This window comes from Blautia sp. SF-50 (assembly GCF_900101315.1).
Lineage (GTDB): Bacteria > Bacillota > Clostridia > Lachnospirales > Lachnospiraceae > Blautia_A > Blautia_A fusiformis.
The window spans coordinates 132,084-147,848 of the sequence record NZ_FMUW01000003.1 but is presented as its reverse complement, the minus strand read 5'-3'; the positions used below and the strand labels follow the sequence as shown (position 1 = coordinate 147,848).

Annotated in this window: 14 protein-coding genes; 2 read left to right on the top strand and 12 right to left on the bottom strand. The window is 46.6% G+C overall.

What is annotated here, in order from left to right:
* Positions 1-117 precede the first annotated feature (117 nt).
* Complete coding sequence (locus BLP57_RS03045) at positions 118-990, top strand: AraC family transcriptional regulator (RefSeq protein WP_022426301.1); 873 nt, start codon at positions 118-120, stop codon at positions 988-990.
* A 31-nt stretch (positions 991-1,021) separates the two neighbouring features.
* Here BLP57_RS03045 and BLP57_RS03040 read toward each other — a convergent pair whose 3' ends face one another.
* The 8 genes from BLP57_RS03040 to BLP57_RS03005 all read right to left on the bottom strand — a co-directional run bounded on the left by BLP57_RS03040 (position 1,022) and on the right by BLP57_RS03005 (position 11,334).
* Positions 1,022-2,416, bottom strand: coding sequence for a glycine--tRNA ligase (locus BLP57_RS03040; protein ID WP_092069375.1), 1,395 nt, complete (start codon positions 2,414-2,416; stop codon positions 1,022-1,024).
* Between the two features lie 193 nt (positions 2,417-2,609).
* Positions 2,610-3,368 carry a DNA repair protein RecO gene (recO, locus tag BLP57_RS03035; protein WP_092069364.1) on the bottom strand — a complete coding sequence of 253 codons (759 nt, stop codon included), beginning with the start codon at positions 3,366-3,368 and terminating at the stop codon, positions 2,610-2,612.
* A 2-nt stretch (positions 3,369-3,370) separates the two neighbouring features.
* Entirely contained in the window at positions 3,371-4,279 is a 909-nt protein-coding gene (gene era / locus BLP57_RS03030; protein WP_015525809.1) for a GTPase Era, read from the bottom strand.
* 68 nt (positions 4,280-4,347) lie between these two features.
* Entirely contained in the window at positions 4,348-7,269 is a 2,922-nt protein-coding gene (locus tag BLP57_RS03025) for an insulinase family protein (RefSeq protein WP_092069361.1), read from the bottom strand.
* A gap of 141 nt (positions 7,270-7,410) precedes the next feature.
* The gene (locus BLP57_RS03020) at positions 7,411-7,989 is read right to left on the bottom strand and encodes a DUF6553 family protein (protein WP_015525807.1); all 579 of its coding nucleotides are present in this window, start codon (positions 7,987-7,989) and stop codon (positions 7,411-7,413) included.
* Between the two features lie 57 nt (positions 7,990-8,046).
* A complete protein-coding gene (locus BLP57_RS03015; protein WP_242872544.1) occupies positions 8,047-8,640 on the bottom strand; it encodes a DUF5662 family protein in 594 nt (197 codons plus the stop codon).
* On the bottom strand, positions 8,591-10,516 hold the full coding sequence (locus BLP57_RS03010; protein ID WP_242872543.1) for a Type II secretory pathway, pullulanase PulA and related glycosidase: 1,926 nt from the start codon (positions 10,514-10,516) through the stop codon (positions 8,591-8,593). Before BLP57_RS03010 ends, BLP57_RS03015 begins: the two co-directional genes overlap by 50 nt.
* A gap of 62 nt (positions 10,517-10,578) precedes the next feature.
* The gene (locus BLP57_RS03005; protein ID WP_021977111.1) at positions 10,579-11,334 is read right to left on the bottom strand and encodes an exodeoxyribonuclease III; all 756 of its coding nucleotides are present in this window, start codon (positions 11,332-11,334) and stop codon (positions 10,579-10,581) included.
* Positions 11,335-11,534: 200 nt separating this feature from the next.
* Here BLP57_RS03005 and BLP57_RS03000 point away from each other — a divergent pair, with 200 nt between their 5' ends.
* Positions 11,535-11,909, top strand: a complete 375-nt coding sequence (locus tag BLP57_RS03000; protein ID WP_021977112.1) for a DUF1292 domain-containing protein — start codon at positions 11,535-11,537, stop codon at positions 11,907-11,909.
* A 94-nt stretch (positions 11,910-12,003) separates the two neighbouring features.
* Here the strand turns inward: BLP57_RS03000 and BLP57_RS02995 are convergent, their stop codons facing one another.
* The 4 genes from BLP57_RS02995 to rpsO form a co-directional block, all read right to left on the bottom strand.
* Positions 12,004-12,516 (bottom strand): deoxyuridine 5'-triphosphate nucleotidohydrolase, encoded by a 513-nt coding sequence (locus tag BLP57_RS02995; protein ID WP_015525804.1) that lies wholly within the window; start codon positions 12,514-12,516, stop codon positions 12,004-12,006.
* A 43-nt stretch (positions 12,517-12,559) separates the two neighbouring features.
* Positions 12,560-13,051 (bottom strand): anaerobic ribonucleoside-triphosphate reductase activating protein, encoded by a 492-nt coding sequence (gene nrdG / locus BLP57_RS02990; protein ID WP_044961222.1) that lies wholly within the window; start codon positions 13,049-13,051, stop codon positions 12,560-12,562.
* A gap of 3 nt (positions 13,052-13,054) precedes the next feature.
* Entirely contained in the window at positions 13,055-15,148 is a 2,094-nt protein-coding gene (locus BLP57_RS02985) for a polyribonucleotide nucleotidyltransferase (RefSeq protein ID WP_015525802.1), read from the bottom strand.
* Between the two features lie 197 nt (positions 15,149-15,345).
* Entirely contained in the window at positions 15,346-15,612 is a 267-nt protein-coding gene (rpsO, locus tag BLP57_RS02980) for a 30S ribosomal protein S15 (RefSeq protein ID WP_015525801.1), read from the bottom strand.
* Positions 15,613-15,765: the final 153 nt, after the last annotated feature.

Here is a 15,765-nt window from a genome sequence, read left to right as displayed (position 1 = left end):
TATATTTTACAGGCTGTTTTTGTAATTGCATTTTTATACATATGTTGAAGTTCCCTGCTGTTTTAATATATAATGTTACTGAAACCAGACAAAATCATACGCCTAAAGGATAAAAATATGAATGACCTTCTCTTCTCCGTTTTTCCAAATGAAAACTTTGTTGATATCGGATTATACCAATACGGCTGGGAGCACTGCGCTCCGGCACATTCATTCGGCCCGGCAGCACGAAACCATTATATTTTTCATTATGTGATCTCCGGTACCGGAACTCTGATGGCAGACAATTCCGCAGGAGAGACCATCACCTATCAGGTAAAAAGCGGCCAGGGTTTCATGCTTTTTCCCGGTCAGATCAACACCTACATTGCAGATACCGACTTTCCATGGGAGTACACCTGGGTGGAATTTGATGGGCTCCGGGCAAAAGAGATCGTGGAAACTGCAGGTTTAAGTCCGGACCATCCGGTCTATCACAGCCACTCTGCAGATCTCCGCCAGAAAATGATGGAGGAAATGCTTTATATCAGCCATAATTCCCAGGAATCACCCTTTCATCTTATCGGACATACCTGGCTTTTTCTGGATTACTTTATGCGCTCTACGGAAACTGTCCGCATGAAACAGGATGGAAGTATCCGTGATTTTTATATCAAGGAGGCGCTCTCTTTTATTGAACAGAATTTCCAGAATGATATTTCCATTGAGGATATCGCAGCCTGCTGCGGCCTGAACCGAAGCTACTTCGGTAAGATCTTCCACGACACCATCGGACGTTCTCCCCAGGAATTCCTGATCAGCTATCGCATGACCAAAGCTGCAGAACTTCTTAAGATCACAGCCCTGTCTATCGCAGATATCGGAAATGCAGTCGGATATCCCAATCAGCTGCATTTTTCCCGGGCTTTCAAAAATGTATACGGAATGTCGCCAAGAAACTGGCGGATGAAAAACAGACTTATTGAAAAAAAGCCTCCGGCCAGAAAATAGCCGGAGGTTTTTTATTAAAAAATGTATTTACTTAAAATGTAAATTTATCAGCAAAGTATGCATCAAGCTCATCGATCTTCACACGTACCTGCTCCATAGTGTCACGGTCACGGACTGTAACTGCACCGTCATTCTCAGACTCAAAGTCATAAGTGATACAGAACGGAGTACCGATCTCATCCTGTCTGCGGTAACGTTTACCGATATTTCCACGGTCATCGTACTCACAGTTGTACTTCTTGGAAAGCTGCTGGTAGATCTTCTCAGCACCCTCGTTAAGCTTCTTGGAAAGCGGAAGCACACCGATCTTAACCGGTGCAAGTACCGGATGGAAATGAAGGACTGTACGGACATCGTTCTTCTCTTCATCCAGAACTTCCTCATCGTAAGCGCTGCAGAGGAAAGCAAGTACCATACGGTCTGCTCCAAGTGATGGCTCGATAACGTATGGGATATATTTCTGTTTCTTCTCATCATCAAAGTATGTGAGATCCTGGCCGGATACATTCTGATGCTGTGTCAGGTCATAATCTGTTCTGTCAGCGATTCCCCAGAGCTCACCCCAGCCGAATGGGAAAAGGAATTCCACATCTGTGGTAGCCTTGCTGTAGAAGCTCAGCTCTTCCTTATCATGGTCACGGTAACGAACCTCATCATCCTTAAGTCCGAGAGCACTCAGCCAGTCAAGGCAGAACTTCTTCCAGTATGCAAACCACTCAAGATCTGTATCCGGCTCGCAGAAGAACTCAAGCTCCATCTGCTCGAACTCACGGGTACGGAATGTGAAGTTACCCGGTGTGATCTCGTTACGGAAGGATTTACCGATCTGGCCGATACCAAACGGAATCTTTTTACGAGATGTTCTCTGTACGTTCTTGAAGTTTACAAAAATACCCTGTGCAGTCTCCGGTCTTAAATATACAGTATTCTTGGCATCTTCGGTAACACCCTGGAATGTCTTGAACATCAGGTTAAACTGACGGATATCTGTGAAGTTGTGTTTACCACAGCTCGGACATCCTACCTCGTGTTCTTTGATGAAGTCCATCATCTTCTCCTGGGACCATGCATCTACGCTTCCCTCAATGGCAATGTCATGCTCTGCACAAAAGTCCTCAATGAGCTTATCTGCACGGAAACGCTCGTGGCACTCTTTACAGTCCATAAGAGGATCAGAAAATCCGCCAAGATGTCCGGAAGCGATCCATGTCTGCGGGTTCATAAGGATCGCACAGTCAACACCTACATTGTACGGAGACTCCTGAATGAATTTCTGCCACCATGCACGTTTTACGTTATTTTTAAGCTCTACACCGAGATTTCCATAATCCCATGTGTTTGCCAGGCCGCCGTAGATCTCGGAACCCGGGTAAACAAATCCTCTGGCTTTTGCAAGAGCTACGATCTTTTCCATTGTCTTTTCCATGATTTCTCTCCTCTTGACTTGCAGCTGTTCCGCCAAATGCGTCCGGAAAGCTCCGGAAAAAGCTGCTTTTTTACATTTTTGGTCTTATTATACTAGTATCCTCATGATTTTTCAAGGATATTTCCATTTGCATTGCATCCTGTCCTGCTTTTGAAAAATAAATCGTTACGGTTATTCCGCAGCCGGCAGTGATCTATCTCATCAATTCCAGGATCTCCAGACTTTTAAACCGCTTGTCTGTATTCAGCTCCGTATACCGGTAAATGTGGCGTTCCAGTTCCCGCAGCACATCATCCCGCACTGTAAACGTATACAGCTTTGCCAGGGGGGACACGGCTATGTAGCGCATGGCATACAGGGCAGCCGCTGAGATCCGTTTCCTGTCCATGGCCATCCTACTGCAGTCCGCACACAGGATTCCATGCTCGTCCTGGGAGAAAAAAAGTTCTCCGGTTTCTTCCTCCATAAGCTCTCTCCCGCAGCCCGCACACTGGAACAGCTGCGGCATCACGCCCTGGATCACCATAGTCCGCAGTTCATAGATACAGCGCACCAGCCGGTCTTCTATATGAGGATTCAAAATGGCTTTGATGGTCACATAGAGAAGATTCATCATCTCCTTCTCATCCGTTCCCTCTTTGCCAAAATAATCTGCCAGCTCCAGAAAATAATATCCATAGTAAACCCCCGGCTGCCGGGTGGCCAGCTCCACAAAATGATGTTGCACGCTGACCTGGTTCAGATTATAGCTTGTCCTTCCCTCATAAAGAGTAAAGCTTCCGAATACAAACGGGTTAGCTGCTGCCATGAACGGACTGTTCTGCCGTCTCGCTCCCTTGGCAAAAGCGGAGATCTTCCCCCTCTCTCTTGTGAGAAGGACGATCCGCTTGTCATAATCCCCTACCGGCATGGCAGAAAGTACCACTCCCTGTACGGTAATCAGATCACTCATTTTCAGATTTCTTTCTTATCATATCCAAAGTTCTTGATCAGGAAATCACTGTCTCTCCAGTTCTTAGTCACCTTGACCCAGAGCTTTAGGTTTACCTTTGCTTCCAGCATACGCTCCAGCTCATAGCGGGCATTGCTTCCGATCTTTTTCAGCATGGCACCCTGTTTTCCGATGATGATGCCTTTGTGGGAATTACGCTCGCAGATGATGGTCGCATCAATATCTATAATGTTGCTTCTTCCCGGACGTTTCTTCATCCGGTCAATGGCAACGGCGATTCCGTGAGGGATCTCCTCATCCAGTGCATGCAGAGCCTTCTCACGGATGATCTCTGCGGCGATCTGGCGCTGAGGCTGGTCGGTAACTGTATCTTCATCATAGAACATCGGTCCGTACGGAAGATATTTGAAAATACTTGGAATGATATCCTGTGTGTTTTTTCCGCGGAGGGCAGAGCAAGGAATGATCTCTGCAAAATCACAGATCTTACGGTAGGTATCGATCGCAGGAAGAAGCTCTTCTTTTTTTACCGTATCGATCTTGTTGATGATGAGAATCACAGGAACTCCAACCTTCTGCAGCTGCTCGGCAATGTGGCGCTCTCCCGCACCTACGAACGTGGACGGCTCCACCAGCCACATAATGGCATCTACTTCCTTCAGGGTTCTCTCCGCAACCTGTACCATGTATTCTCCAAGCTTATTTTTTGCCTTGTGGATACCCGGTGTGTCCAAAAATACGATCTGTCCCTCATCACAGGTATACACGGTCTGTATCTTGTTTCTGGTTGTCTGTGGCTTGTTTGATGTGATGGCGATCTTCTGTCCGATAAGATGGTTCATCAGCGTGGATTTTCCAACATTCGGTCTTCCGATGATTGCAACAAAGCCTGATCTAAAATTATTATCCATTCTTTATCCTCTCATAATCCTTTCACAGCCTGCTATCCCATTTAACGGACAGCAGGCTTTGTTTCTCCTCAGCCGATCAGTGGCTTCACTTCCATGAATACATCTTCCGCCTTCTCTATTGCAGTCTCACTTCCTACTACGCAGATCTGATCATCGGAAAGTACTGCTTCTACAAGAGCTGCCAGTTTCTGGATATCCTCCTTCTGCGCTCCGAGGATCTGATTTCTTTCCTTCTGGAGCATATCCTCTGTAACATTGGAGAAATATGCGGTTTTTGAGATACTTCCCTGCATCTGCGGAGTTCTCGGCACATCCTTGTTGCTGATCGTTCCGATGATATATTTTGTCATCTCACGCTCGTCTGCCTCAAAGGCACGGATATAATCCGGCACTCCCTGGTATACTTCCAGGGTTCTCTTTAGATGGGGGTCACGGTAGGATACCAGGAAGCTCTCTCCGTTTCTCTTAAAGCCACTCATGCAGCCATACGCTCCACCCTTTACACGAAGGTTGATCCAGAGATAATCGTAGCTTAAGATCACTTTCAGGATCTCCAGTGCACCGGTATACTCCAGGCCTTTTTTGCGGAAGTTTCCATTCTGTGCCACATACTGGACCTGGCCGGAGGTCTTGAAGGCTTCGTTTTTCTTTATGCAGGGGGCCTGCTTCACAGGCTCCGGCTTCTGTCCGTTAAACAAGACTTTTTTGATCCCGGCAGCCTGTGCTTTTACTACATCCAGAGATTCTCTCTCTCCGGTATAGCTTACACAGAAATTCTCCGGACGAAGTACCTCTTCCATCACCTTACGGAGATTTTTCACGATCTCATCCTTGCAGCTGTCAAAATCCTTCTCCAGTTTTTCGATAAACTGATAATATCCGATTCCTGCCATCTCATCCTGGAATGCCGCCATCGGAGATGCGTAGGAAGCACCACGGAGAACGGCGGTGGAATGGCCTGCACTTGCAAGGCTGGCCTGGGCTCTGGATCTCACTCTGGCAATGATCTCGTAGAGACGTTTGGTGTCATCCAGCTTCGAAGTTGTAAGAACCTCCCGGATCATGGAAAACATGAAATCCATCTCCGGATATAACGCTTTTCCTCTTACGGCAAACATGGCACGGAATGCATCGGTATCCTGGGCATCATCAAAAACCTCTATCCCATAGGCAATACCGCCGGTTCTCGCATTCACTTCATTAAACAGCTCGCCATACGTGTAATTCTCCGTATCCACTGCACCAAGCACAGATTTCAGAAGTCCCAGATAATGGACTGTATCAACATCAAAGTCATGGATCTCAAAAAGAAGATCCGCATAACCGATACCATTGGTGCACACATCATGATACAGAAACAAGCTGTCCTCCACATGGTGCTCCTCGTTTGTCAGCCCTGTGATCTCTTTTTTGATGTCTTCTCTGGAGAGCATGGGGATGCAGGTCAGCGCTTCCGGAGCTTCCTCCGCTTCCTGATAAGCCTCCAGCGCTTTGGTATTCTCTACCATCCGGGTAAGCTCTTCATCAGAAAGGCTCTTTCTGTAATTCTCCAGCTTTTCTTCCAGTTCCTTATCCCTCTTTGCTGCAAGGCCCTTCTCCGGTACCAGGGAAAGGATCGCACCATGAGTGTTGCCCAGAAGATATTTTCGGATCAGCTCCTCAAAATATCCCTCTTCCAGGGCTTTCTTAAGGAACTCAAAGCCCTCCAGAAGCTGCACCTCACAGAACGGCTTCGTATCATCATAAAGCCAGCTGCTTAAAATATCCAGGCCATACATCAGCCCCTTCGGATAGGAAGAAAAATCTGCTTCGCGGAAACGGAATTCATAGTAATTGATTCCGGCTGTTACCGCCTTTTTGTCGATGCCTTCCTCTGCGATCTTTGTGAGAGTGTCACGGATCACCTTTATGAATTCCTCTTTCCGACTTAAGTTTGCTCCCTTTGCCACAATGGAGAAATAGGTCTGCTTGATACCGTCCTCAAAGGAGCCGTAGATATCTTTGCCGATCTTTGCATCCAAAAGTGCCTGCTTCAGTGGTGCACCCGGTGCGCTTAAGAGAGCATAATCCAAAACCTCGAAAGCAAGACTCAGGTTGATATCTGCCGCTTCACCCACAACCATATTGTAGGAAAGATAGGTGTTATCCTCTTCTCCCTCATCCTCTGATACCGGATAAGACTTCTGGATGTCCTTTACCTGAGCAAAGGCTTCCTGATCCCGGATCTCGGAATCAATGACAAGAGAATCAAAGGCAGACAGATAATGGCTGTCAAGAAATTCCAGCTTCTCCTCCATATCCATGTTTCCGTAGAGATAGATAAAGCTGTTGGACGGATGATAGTACTGTCTGTGGAAATCCAGAAATTCCTCATAGCTGAGATCCGGAATATTTACAGGATCTCCGCCGGACTCACAGCCATAGGTTGTATCCGGGAACAGCGAATTCATGATCTCTCTCTCCAGAACATCATCCGGTGAGGAAAAAGCACCCTTCATTTCATTGTAAACGACACCGTTGTATTTCAGCGGGCCTTCTTTTTTCTCCAGATGGTAGTTCCAGCCTTCCTGACGGAAGATCTCTTCTTTTTTGTAAATATTCGGATAGAATACCGCATCCAGATATACATGCATCAGATTCTGGAAATCCCGGTCATTACAGCTTGCTACCGGGTAGCAGGTCTTATCCGGATAGGTCATGGCATTAAGGAAGGTATTAAGAGAACCTTTTACCAGCTCCACAAAAGGATCCTTAAGCGGAAATTCCCTGGAGCCGCACAGTACGCTGTGTTCCAATATATGAGCAACACCTGTGCTGTTTTTCGGCGGTGTACGGAATGCAATGTTAAAAACCTTATTCTCATCACTATTCTCGATGAGCATCACTCTGGCTCCTGTTTTTTTGTGTCTCAGAAGCCATCCTTTTGAATGAATATCCTGAAGCTCCTCTTCCTTCAGGACTTCATATGCGTTCAGATGATTGGGATTCATAAAATAGTAACCTCCTGAATGTTTCTCTTCACACCCGACATGGATCTTCGTTCAAAAAATCTCAGAATATTTTATCGGATGCATGGCAACAAAAGGCTGCCTGAGTAGTCAGACAGCCTGAAACGGAAGCTCTCCGGCCTCCTAAATGTTTCCTTCGTTGGGATAATACTGCCTGTAGATTTCTCTGGCAGCTCTTGTGATGATTCCAAGCTCAGCTTCCATTCCAAGATTAGCCGGAAGCTCCACAGCTGTTTCCCTGATGTCTCTCTGGACCTTGGCCTTCGCACTGTCCTCCTTGATGTGGATCAGGCCGAAAATCGTTGTGTTATAGGATTTATCTGTCTGACAGAGATCCATGTAGACCAGAACCAGATGACAGCATTCCCGGTAAAGAAGCTCCTCATAAAGGCCGCCCCTTTCCTGGAGCTCCTGAAATTTCAGCTTCTTAAGATACTTGCCTATCTCTTTCTTCGCACTTCTTGTACCAAAGAATCTGGAAGCGGAATTCCGGTTAAACTCCATGGTCATCCAGAGACCGAGATAACCGTCTGCCCTGGTATCACCAGTCTCAGCTTTATCGCTGTAACGGATCTCCCAGAGTTCCTTGCGGATCCTGTTTTCTTCTGGTTCTTCTCCTGCTGCAATGGACTGCTCCAGAAGCTTCAGGCGCTCCATGGGATCTTTCTCTCTATAGTATTTCGCAATTGTTGGTGTATCCATTCATTCTTCCTCCTGATATCTGAATATTATATCAGACAACCTGCCAAAAATACACCCCTATCTGTGATTTCGAAGCTTTTTCCCAGGGCTTTTCACTTTTTTTCCGCGGTTATCACATAGATATACATTGCGGATATACCACAGGGTCTTATCCTCTCCGTATTTATCCAGGATCCGGAGAAGTCCCTCCAGCTCTTTCTTTGTCTGTGGGTGGATAAACCACAGCTTCTCCTTGCTTTTCAGAAAATACTGCAATGGTTCATGATAGGTATATTCCTCTCCCAGATAGTTTCTGGATGCACTGATCCGGTCCATGACCATTTCCGCCACATATTTTCTGGGCATTCTGGCTCCCATGATCACATGCTCACCGTCAAGGGAATAGTCTACCCAATGTTCAAAATGGTGTCTGTTTCTTCCCTTATGGTGCAGCCAGGACATGGATACGCCGGTTGCCTCACGTTCCGCGTTGTTGGGGCTTCTTGTCCCCTGATAATATTTACAGCCTACCAGAAATTCCGTCGGGGAATATTTGGACAGGTCATGAAGCAACCCCTGCTTATATAACCCGATACGAAAACAATATTTCATCACCAGAAGCTTATGCCTCGTGATGGTCCTGAAGTGCAGCCACAGGTGCCATGATCGCATCTTTCTCCGCCTCCTGTCTGCCCAGCAATACCACAATGGCGCGGGGGCCTATTTCGATTGATTTTTTATATTCTTCTTCCTCCTCCAGACAGAATCCTGTTCCGTGAAGAGAGGTATCTGCAATTTTTTTCCAGCACATGCCTTCCGGGAGATTGGGCAGAGCAAGGCTCCGGTTTTCCCAGTGGAAATTATAGCCGATGTAAATAAAATCATCTTCTGCAGCCTCCAGATCCTCTTTTTCCCTTGCATAGGCTCCGTAGTACATCATACCAAGAAGCCTGCTGGTATTCTCATAGCTCAGATACCAGGCACGTTCCCCGTGAAGAGACACATCCGGGAACCCCTTGGTCAGATAATCTACCCCTTTCAGTTCCACCGGCATATGAAGAACGGGATGGGCCTTACGAAAAGCAATGGCATCCTTTACAAATTCCCTCAGTCCCTGGTTTCTGGAAAGGCCCTTCCAGTCTGTCCAGCCGGTAGCATTATCCTGACAGTAGGCATTATTGTTTCCGCTCTGGGAATTGCCGAATTCATCACCGTGATAGATCATGGGAACACCCTGACTCAGCAGCATCATCAGAAAGGCATTTTTGATCTGGCGTTCCCTCATCTGACGGACGGAAACCTTACGGGTAGGGCCTTCCACACCACAGTTCCAGGAATAATTATAGCTGCTTCCGTCCTGATTGCCTTCGCCATTGGCCTCGTTATGTTTATAATTGTAGCTCACCAGGTCATTCATGGTAAATCCGTCCTGGCAGACCATGTAATTGATCACTCCATGATTCTCGCTGTTATGACGGATATGCCATGCTGCAGCCTCCACCATACCTTCATCGCTTTTCAGGAAACGGCGCATATCCTGGAAAAAATTCATATTGCTCTCCGCTCCGCAACGTCTAGCCGGAAGCTTTCCTCTGTAAAAATGATCAAAATCAAAGCCCTGGAAGATCAGTTTTGCTCCGGAAAGGATTCCATCCCGAAGAAGCATCTCCCGGTTAAAGCCCTCTCCCAGCACATGAAATCCATCTACATGGTAAAAATCTCTCCAGAACTGCAAAGCTCGAAGAGCCATCAGGCTGTCTGTTTCCTCCGGAAAATAGAATTCCATGATACAGGCAATGCCGTTCTTGTGCAGTTCCCGGATCAGATACCGAAATTCCTGCTCCGGTTCTCTGGTGCTGCAGTAAGCACTCTTCGGGCTGAAATAAAAGCCGGATGCATAGCCCCAGTAATTCACTACATTTTCCTTTCGACGGGTCTTGATGTGTTCACTGCCTTCCTTCGGTTTATTGATCGGAACCTCACAGAATTCATAGGCAGGCATCAGTTCAATGGCATTGATCCCAAGTTCTTTCCAGTAAGGGATCATCTCTGTCAGGCCAAGAAAAGTCCCCTTATGGGAAACCATCTTTCTGGCAAGCTTCGTATAACCACGGACATGAAGCTTGTACAGGATCATATTTTCATATTCTACTGCCGGTGCAGTTTCATTTTCCCAGCCGGAAACATTCTCATTAAGGAAGCGACAGCGGACCTCCTTTTCCGGATCGTAAGGTACTCCGAAATGCTCTCTCCCGTGAAGTCCGTATGCATACGGATCCTGCACGATCTCACCGTCTATTTTATAATTATATTCAAACTCCTTCAGAGAAGCACTGCACAGCTTCAGCGCCCACACACGTCCTGTATGGAAATCCTTTGGAAAAACAATCTCCACCGGTGCGGCAGCTCCTCTTTTTTTATATAAAAGCAGGGACACTTCGGAATCCTCCGATGCCTCCACTGCAAAATTATAACCGCCCTCCATTCTGTTGGCTCCAAGTATCAGCGGCTGACCTTTTTCCACTCGACCTAATCTGCGGCTTGCCAAGGCAACTCCTCCTTTTCTCTTTTTATTATTCAAATCCATGGAAATCCGTTTCACCGGATCCGTCACAGATCAATATCCAGCTCAACCGGGCAATGATCAGATCCCATGATCTCTCCGTGGATCTTCGCATCCTGAAGCTTTTCTTTCAGGGAAGGGGAAACAAGGAAATAGTCGATACGCCAGCCGGCGTTCTTCTCTCGTGCACGGAAACGATAGGACCACCAGGAGTAAACTCCCTCTTTATCCGGATAAAAATAGCGGAATGTATCAATAAAGCCACTCTCAAGGGCTCTGGTAAAGCAGGCTCTCTCTTCATCCGTAAAGCCTGCATTTTTGCGGTTGGTCTTCGGGTTCTTGAGATCGATCTCCTGATGTGCCACATTAAGGTCGCCACAGCAGATCACCGGTTTCTTTTCCTGCAGTTTCAGAAGATAAGCCAAAAAATCCTCTTCCCATTTCATACGGTATTCCAGACGGCGGAGCTCGCTCTGGGAGTTGGGAGTATATACAGTCACAAAATAATACTCTTCGAATTCCAGTGTGATGACACGTCCTTCTTTATCATGCTCCTCTATCCCGATCCCGTAAACTGCAGACAATGGCTCCCTCTTTGTAAAAATGGCTGTACCTGAATAGCCTCTGCGATTTGCGTAGTTCCAGTACTGATGATATCCGGGAAGTTCCAGTTTCACCTGTCCCTGCTGGCATTTCGTCTCCTGCAGACAGAAAATATCCGCATCCAGCTCATGAAAGCGTTCCTCAAAGCCCTTGGTGATACAGGCCCGGATCCCATTTACATTCCAGGAAATAAATTTCATATTTTTATATTTTCTCCTCATTTTTTCGTCATATTTTTATTATATCTCACATTGTCGGATTAAGCAAAAAATATTTTGAAAGTTTTCTCAGGCTCTCAAATATTTTGTTGCTGTTCTACGTCATATCTGTTAAAATGTTCTCTATATCATGCAGAGCTGCCCTCTTATTTACAGGCAGCAGCAGAACGGAGGATTTTTTTATGAGTGATGAATTTAACAAAAGCGGATGTGCACCAAGCGACTGCGCTTCCTGCACAGCTAACTGTGAAAGCAGGGTAGATGAAGCACATCATACCATCACCCTGACTATGGATGATGATACTGAGGTAGAATGTGCCATCCTTACTATTTTCCCTGTAGAGAACAAAGAATATATCGCACTTCTCCCACTGGATGAGAACGGCCAGAATGAGACCGGTGAGGTTTATCTCTACAGCTTCTCCCGCACAGCAGACGGCGATCCGATGCTGGCAAACATTGAAGATGATGAAGAGTACGACGCTGCCGCAAATGCCTTTAACGCAGTCGTGGAAAAAGCACGTGCAGACGAGGAGGCAGACGCACCTCTCAGCTAAACAGTGCATTTATCGGAAAGCAGTAACTACACAAAACAAGCCCGGAAAATCGGATGTATGTGGTCTTCACACCTCCGCCTTCCGGGCTTTTGTTTTATTTTGTGGTACTTCCGAAGCCGCCGTTTCTTACTGCATCTGCATCGTCATCCACGGTGATTCCGTATTCCACAAAGATCCCCTGCATAAAACCGGTTCCTGCCGGGATCTGGATCGTTTTATCTTCTCTTGTATCGTTAGTCAGCTTGGCAAAGATATGACCTTCGTTGTCAGAAAAGAAATAGTCGCTGTCAATGATCCCCACGGTGTTATTCAACTGCAGCCGGAATTTAAATCCCAGTCCGCTTCTCGGATAACATTTCAGAACCCAGCCCTCTTCCATCTCTACACGGATACCAGTCGGTATCTTTACGATCTCACCTGGCTTCATGGTCACATCCACAGGTGCATAAAAATCATATCCTGCACTTCCGGTCGTAGCTCTCTTCGGAAGCTTCAGACTGTCGTAGATATTCCGGATCTCCTCTTCTGAATACTGTTCAAAGGTATCCTTCCAGTCCTTTGCAAACTGTTCAAAACTTACCTTGTGAAATTTCGCAATTCTTTTCATTTTTCGTTCCACTCCCAATAGGTAATTTCAAAAAAACCTCTGATCACTCCGTGTACAGAACCACACGGTTCTCACGAAGTGACGCCTGTACATCGATCACCCTCTGATTTGAGGAGCCTTTCCATTTCAGACGAACCTCTTTCTTGTCCACCTGAAATTCCCCGTCCACGCATACATCCAGATAATGGATGATCTCGTACTGCTGGATTTCTTCCCAGAGAGAACCCGTATACAGCCAGATCGTCTTATCCGGATACTTCTCTCTGATCTCTCTTGCAAGAGCTGTTACCTCAGCGATATTGGAAGGATGCAGAGGATCGCCTCCTGAAAAGGTGATCCCGCTGATATAATCCTTGTCCAGCTCTGCAAATATCTCAGCTCGCTCGCTGTCCGTAAAGGGCAGACCTCCATTCGGATCCCAGGTAATGGGATTCTGGCACTCCCGGCAGCCGTGTGAACAGCCGGCTACCCAGAGCACTACACGAAGTCCGTCTCCGTTTAACATATCGTCCTTGGTAATATTGTGGTATCTCATCATTTATGCTTCTTCCGGTACATCCTTCATGCTGAAGCTGATTCTTCCCATCTTGTCCTTGCCAAGGCAGATAACCTTAACTTTGTCGCCAAGTGTAAGAACATCCTCAACACGGTTGATCCTCTGTTTGGAGATCTTGGAAATGTGTACCATTCCCTCCTTGCCCGGTGCAAACTCAAGGAATGCGCCAAACTCTTTGATGCTGACTACGCGTCCTGTAAAGATCTGTCCTGCCTCAAACTCGGTAGTGATGATCTCGATCATACGTTTTGCTTCATCCATACCCTTCTGGTCGGTTCCGCAAATGGAAACTGCGCCGTCATCTGTGATATCGATCTTCACACCTGTACGCTCAATAATGGTGTTGATAGTCTTTCCTCTCTGACCTACAACATCACCGATCTTCTGCGGATCGATCTGGATCTGGATGATCTTCGGAGCAAACTCTCCTACTGTTGTACGAGGCTTGTCAATACATTTCTCCATAACTTCTGTCAGGATATATTCTCTTGCCTCTTTTGTTCTGCGGATCGCTTCCTCAACAATCGGTCTTGTAAGACCATGGATCTTGATATCCATCTGGATCGCTGTGATTCCGTCATGTGTTCCGGCTACCTTGAAGTCCATATCTCCGAAGAAGTCCTCAAGGCCCTGGATATCTGTAAGAACGATGTAATCATCGTCTGTTTCACCTGTAACAAGTCCGCAGGAAATACCTGCAACCGGTTTTCTGATCGGTACACCGGCAGCCATCAGTGACATGGTAGATGCACAGATACTTGCCTGGGATGTGGAGCCGTTGGACTCAAATGTCTCAGATACGGTACGGATTGCATATGGGAATTCTTCCTCTGTAGGAAGTACCGGTACCAGTGCTCTCTCAGCAAGTGCTCCGTGACCGATCTCACGACGTCCCGGTCCTCTGGAAGGCTTGGTCTCACCTACAGAGTAGGACGGGAAGTTGTAGTGGTGCATATATCTCTTGGATGTCTCAAACTCATCCAGTCCGTCAAGACGCTGTGCCTCTGTAAGAGGAGCAAGTGTAGTAACGGTACAGATCTGAGTCTGTCCTCTTGTGAACATGGCAGAACCATGAACTCTCGGGATGATATCTGTCTCTGCAGCCAGCGGACGGATCTGTCTGATCTCACGTCCATCCGGACGTTTATGATCTTTGAGGATCATCTTGCGGACAGTCTTCTTCTGGTACTGATATACAGCCTCACCGAGAACGGCAAGCCATTCCTCATTGTCTGCAAAAGCTTCTTTCAGCTTATCAGTGATCTCGCTGATGTTATTCTCACGTGTCTGCTTGTCATCAGAGAATACGGCAACCTCCATCTCTTCCGGAGGAACGATCTTCTTGATCTCATCAAAAAGCTCCTGAGGTACTGCACAGGACTCGTAGGAATGTTTCTCTTTTCCGCACTCTGCTACGATCTGGTCGATGAATTTGATGATCTCCTGGTTCACTTCATGAGCCTTGTAGATAGCCTCGATCATCTTATCTTCCGGGATCTCATTAGCTCCGGCCTCAATCATGATAACCTTCTCTCTTGTAGAAGCAACCGTAAGCTGAAGATCAGAAACTGCCTTCTGTGCAAGTGTCGGGTTGATGATAAACTCGCCGTCGATCATACCAACCTGTGTGGTTGCGCATGGACCGTCAAATGGGATATCAGAAATACAGGTTGCAATGGAAGAACCAAGCATAGCCGGGATCTCCGGATTGCATTCCGGATCAACAGACATAACCATATCTACCAGAGTTACGTCATTTCTGTAATCCTTTGGAAACAGCGGACGCATCGGACGGTCGATAACACGGGATGTAAGGATTGCATGCTCGCTTGCCTTACCCTCTCTCTTGTTGAATCCTCCCGGGATCTTTCCTACTGCATACATCTTCTCCTCATACTCAACACTTAACGGGAAGAAATCGATTCCTTCTCTTGGCTCTTTGGATGCGGTAGCAGTAGCAAGGACTGTAGTATCACCATAGTGCATAAGAGCAGCACCATTGGCCTGTTTCGCTACACGTCCGATATCTACAGTCAGTGTTCTTCCTGCAAGTTCCATGGAATAACTTTTGTACATATTCGTTCTCCTTTTCTTATTATATTAATATCTGACAGGAGCCCGAAACAACTGAAAAGACCACTTCCTTTGAAAAAGATCTCGACCGGAAATGGGCTTTTCAGTAGTCTCGGAAATCACTCCTGCGGTAATTCCGTCTGTGTTTATCACACATGTTAAAATGGGGCGGATGGAATCATCCGCCCCTCCCGTAGCAATTATTTTCTTAAACCTAATTTCTCAATCAGTGCACGGTATCTTTCGATGTCTGTTTTCTTAAGATAAGCAAGAAGGCCACGTCTCTGACCTACCATTTTCAGAAGACCTCTTCTGGAATGATGATCTTTGTGGTGTGTTTTAAGATGCTCTGTGAGCTCCTGGATTCTTGCTGTAAGAACTGCAACCTGAACCTCCGGTGAACCTGTGTCACCCTCTGTTCTTGCATACTCTTTCATGATCGCTGTTTTCTTTTCTTTAGAAATCATTATTGTTTCCTCCTTGAAATTTTAATTAAACGCCGGGTATTAAGAAGTGGTCGGAGTCTCCGGCTTCTGAATACTGGCTTTTTTCACCTCGAACAGTATAGCACACGGTTTCTGACCTGTAAACTGTTTTTTCGAAAAGTTTTTCCCGAAAGT

Bases quoted from the DNA above. Each gene is read 5' to 3' on its own strand.
- era (WP_015525809.1), bottom strand. From the start codon at position 4,279: ATGGATAATAATTTTAGATCAGGCTTTGTTGCAATCATCGGAAGACCG.
- BLP57_RS03015 (WP_242872544.1), bottom strand. From the start codon at position 8,640: ATGCGATCATGGCACCTGTGGCTGCACTTCAGGACCATCACGAGGCAT.
- recO (WP_092069364.1), bottom strand. From the start codon at position 3,368: ATGAGTGATCTGATTACCGTACAGGGAGTGGTACTTTCTGCCATGCCG.
- BLP57_RS03020 (WP_015525807.1), bottom strand. From the start codon at position 7,989: ATGGATACACCAACAATTGCGAAATACTATAGAGAGAAAGATCCCATG.
- rpsO (WP_015525801.1), bottom strand. From the start codon at position 15,612: ATGATTTCTAAAGAAAAGAAAACAGCGATCATGAAAGAGTATGCAAGA.
- BLP57_RS03045 (WP_022426301.1), top strand. From the start codon at position 118: ATGAATGACCTTCTCTTCTCCGTTTTTCCAAATGAAAACTTTGTTGAT.
- BLP57_RS02995 (WP_015525804.1), bottom strand. From the start codon at position 12,516: ATGAAAAGAATTGCGAAATTTCACAAGGTAAGTTTTGAACAGTTTGCA.
- nrdG (WP_044961222.1), bottom strand. From the start codon at position 13,051: ATGAGATACCACAATATTACCAAGGACGATATGTTAAACGGAGACGGA.
- BLP57_RS03000 (WP_021977112.1), top strand. From the start codon at position 11,535: ATGAGTGATGAATTTAACAAAAGCGGATGTGCACCAAGCGACTGCGCT.
- BLP57_RS03025 (WP_092069361.1), bottom strand. From the start codon at position 7,269: ATGAATCCCAATCATCTGAACGCATATGAAGTCCTGAAGGAAGAGGAG.
- BLP57_RS02985 (WP_015525802.1), bottom strand. From the start codon at position 15,148: ATGTACAAAAGTTATTCCATGGAACTTGCAGGAAGAACACTGACTGTA.
- BLP57_RS03005 (WP_021977111.1), bottom strand. From the start codon at position 11,334: ATGAAATTTATTTCCTGGAATGTAAATGGGATCCGGGCCTGTATCACC.
- BLP57_RS03040 (WP_092069375.1), bottom strand. From the start codon at position 2,416: ATGGAAAAGACAATGGAAAAGATCGTAGCTCTTGCAAAAGCCAGAGGA.